Genomic DNA, 3,038 nt, shown 5'->3' on the forward strand with positions numbered 1-3,038 from the left:
CGGCGACAAGGAAGCGCTCGAGCTCGCCATCATCGAGAATGTGCAGCGCGCCGATCTTAATCCGCTTGAAGAAGCAATGGGTTACGGCCAGCTGATCGAACAGTTCGATTATACCCAGCAGGATCTGGCCCAGGTGATCGGCAAAAGCCGCTCGCATGTCGCCAATACGCTCCGCCTGCTGCGCCTGCCCGAGGATGTGCGCGAAATGGTCGCCAGCGGCACGCTGACCGCCGGCCATGCCCGTACGCTGATCACCGCTGAGGACCCGGCGACGCTGGCGCGCCAGATCGTCACTGGTGGCCTCTCGGTGCGCGAAGCCGAGGCCTTGAGCCAGCAGCGCGAAGTGGCCGGCAAGAAGAAGCCGAGCGAGTCTCACGTGGATCGCGATGCCGATACGGTGGCGCTGGAACGCCGCCTGTCCGACGCTCTGGGCCTGTCGGTGGCGCTGGCGCATAGCGAGCGCGGCGGCAGACTGGAAATCCGCTACAAGACGCTGGAACAGCTCGACGGCCTCTGCATCAAGCTGACGGGCTACGCAAACTAGTCGGATTCCTGACTGCCTGATCAAACTCGATCGTCACCCTCGGGGGACCACGTTTCACGTGAAACGTCGAGCCGGCGGCAGGCAAATCGCTCCGGTGGAGCGATTTTAGGCGAGAAGGCCATGAGGGCTATGCCCGAATGGCGCACTGTACCTAGTGCGCGGCCGCCATCATGCAGATGGCCAGCAGCGCGCGGCGCAATCCGGCTTCCGCCAGGCCCGGACGGCGGCGGCTATCGGCCGTGGCCTGCAGGATGCGCTCCGAGGCGGTCGCCAGGGCGCTGTCCGACCACAGGCGCAATTGCTGCTCCAGCGCGGAAATTCGCGAGAAATGCGGCTTGGGCCGCAGATTATCCAGCACCATGCGCGGCGCCTTGCCGGCATCGACCTCGGTGCGCCAGCGGCGCAGGTTGGCGAAGTGGATATTGCACATGGCCAGCAGCCGCTGCGGATCGACCGCCGAGGACAGCGCCCGATTGAGCGCCAGCTCCAGCCGCTCGGCATGGCCGCCGCCGGTGGCGTCGAGAATGGCGTCGATCACCAGCATGCCATTGTCAGCACACAATAAAAGCACGTCTTCGCGCGTCAGTACCTTGCTCGAGGCCGCATAGAGGCAGAGTTTATCCAGCTCCCGCCTTGTGATCTCGCGGTCATTGCCGAGGATTTCGCGCAAGGTGGTCACCACATCGGCATCGATGCGAATGCCCTGCTGGTTGAAGGTCTCGCGAATCAGGGCCTGCAGCGTCTCGTCGCTGTCGGGGTAGCAGGGCAGGGCTCGGCCGAGCTTGGCGGCCTCCACCAGGGCGCGCAGCGCGTCCTTGGGGGTGAGATTGCCGGCTTCGAGCACGATGGCGGCCCCGGCCGGGTCGTCGCGCAGCTCAGTCAGGGTCATCACCAGCGATTTGCCGGCGCCGCGTACCCGCACGATGCGTTTGCCACCGAACAGCGACATGGTTCGCGCCTCGACGGCCAAAATGGAAGGATCGGCATCCACTTCGGCGCCATCCAGCGTCACCAGGCTCACCGATTCGGGGTCATCGCCGCTCAATTGGCGGATCAGGCGTTGCGCCGTCTCGCGCACCAGGCCCGCATCGGGCCCATAGGCCAGAAAAATGCCCTCGGTGAGGTCCGGCCGCGCCAGAAAGCGCGCGACTTCATGGGCCTTGAGAGCCGTCATCCGCGGCTGAGCGCGGCCAATACAGCCAGCCGCAGCGATTCGGCAGCAGCCTTGGCAGCGCGCTCGGTGGCTTCGGTCGCCGCTGTCGTATCGGCCAGCACCTGGCTATTGGCGGTATATTCTGCCGTCGCCCGGCGGGTGAAGCTGATCGGTTCGACGTCGCTGCCATCGCGCCGGGCAATGGTCAGGTTCGCCGTGACCGTGACCCGGTAGGGCTTGCTCGGATTGGCCGTGGCAGTGAGGAAGCCCAGGCCGCCGGCGGACGATGACACCGTTACCGTCGCCAGCGGCGCGGTTTCGGCCTCGGACGAGCCCAACCGCAGCGCGAGTTCCTGATAGACGATCTGCTCCAGCCGGCTGTTGGGCTTGGCATAGGCCAGGTTCAGCAGGGGCTGGCTGGCCAGGGTGCCGCTATAGACCGGCGAAAAGCTGCAGGCGCTCAAAGCAGCGCCGGTGGCGAGCAGGATGGCGGCAAAAGCGATGGGACGCGTGCGTCTAGACCACGACATTGACGATCCTGTCCGGGACGATGACGATCTTCTTGGGTGCATGCCCGCCAAGAATGCGGACTATCTCGTCCAAAGACAAGACCAGCTTCTCGACCTCGGGTGCCGGCATTCCCTTGGCCACGGTGACTTCGCCGCGGCGCTTGCCATTGATCTGGATCGGCATGGTGACGCTGTCGTCGACCAGCAGGGCCGGATCGACCTCGGGCCAGGGCGCATCGGCGACGAGCCCGGGCTTGCCCAGGGCCTCCCAGCAGGTTTCGGCCAGATGGGGCATCATCGGCGCGATCAGCTGGATCAGCCGCTCCACGCCCTCCGCCAGGGCGCCAATGCGGCTCGCCGGGGCGGCGGCAACCAGGCCCGCCGAGCGGACCAGCGCATTGGTCAGCTCATAGATCTGGGCCACAGCGCGATTGAAGCGCAGGCCCTCGATATCGCCACCGACCTGGTGGACGGCGCGGTGCACGATCTTGCGCAGCGCCAGGGCCTCACTGTCGTCCGAAGCACGAACAGTTCCCGCAGACTGTTCCGTCAATGCGATGGTTTCGCCGACCAGGCGCCAGACGCGCTGCTGGAAGCGGCTGGCGCCCTCGACGCCGGCCTCGGTCCACTGCACGTCGCGTTCCGGCGGGGAATCGGAGAGCATGAACCAGCGCGCCGTATCGGCGCCATAGGTGGCGACGATCTCGTCGGGGTCGACCACGTTCTTCTTGGATTTGCTCATCTTTTCGATCGAGCCGATGGCAATCGCCTCGCCCGAGGTCAAATGCTTGGCGCGGCGGCCTTCGCCGAAGGTCTCCATCACCACATCGGT

Annotated in this window: 4 protein-coding genes; 1 reads left to right on the top strand and 3 read right to left on the bottom strand. The window is 65.8% G+C overall.

The annotated features are described in order from the left end of the window. A partial coding sequence (locus tag V6M52_RS17150; RefSeq protein WP_332702032.1) for a ParB/RepB/Spo0J family partition protein occupies positions 1–544 on the top strand: 544 nt, incomplete at its 5' end. A gap of 151 nt (positions 545–695) precedes the next feature. On the opposite strand, the gene holA is transcribed toward V6M52_RS17150, so the two are convergent. From holA to V6M52_RS17165, 3 genes are all read right to left on the bottom strand, one after another. After that, a complete protein-coding gene (holA, locus tag V6M52_RS17155; protein ID WP_332702034.1) occupies positions 696–1,718 on the bottom strand; it encodes a DNA polymerase III subunit delta in 1,023 nt (340 codons plus the stop codon). Continuing rightward, positions 1,715–2,227: an LPS assembly lipoprotein LptE gene (gene lptE, locus V6M52_RS17160; protein ID WP_332702035.1), complete on the bottom strand. Its 513-nt coding sequence runs from the start codon at positions 2,225–2,227 to the stop codon at positions 1,715–1,717. The genes holA and lptE overlap by 4 nt, the downstream gene beginning before the upstream one ends. After that, positions 2,214–3,038: class I tRNA ligase family protein (locus V6M52_RS17165; protein ID WP_332702037.1), on the bottom strand; the 825-nt coding region annotated here is incomplete at its 5' end. The genes V6M52_RS17165 and lptE, both read right to left, overlap by 14 nt.

The organism is Devosia sp. (genome assembly GCF_036676215.1).
Lineage (GTDB): Bacteria > Pseudomonadota > Alphaproteobacteria > Rhizobiales > Devosiaceae > Devosia.

Bases quoted from the DNA above. Each gene is read 5' to 3' on its own strand.
- lptE (WP_332702035.1), bottom strand. From the start codon at position 2,227: ATGTCGTGGTCTAGACGCACGCGTCCCATCGCTTTTGCCGCCATCCTG.
- holA (WP_332702034.1), bottom strand. From the start codon at position 1,718: ATGACGGCTCTCAAGGCCCATGAAGTCGCGCGCTTTCTGGCGCGGCCG.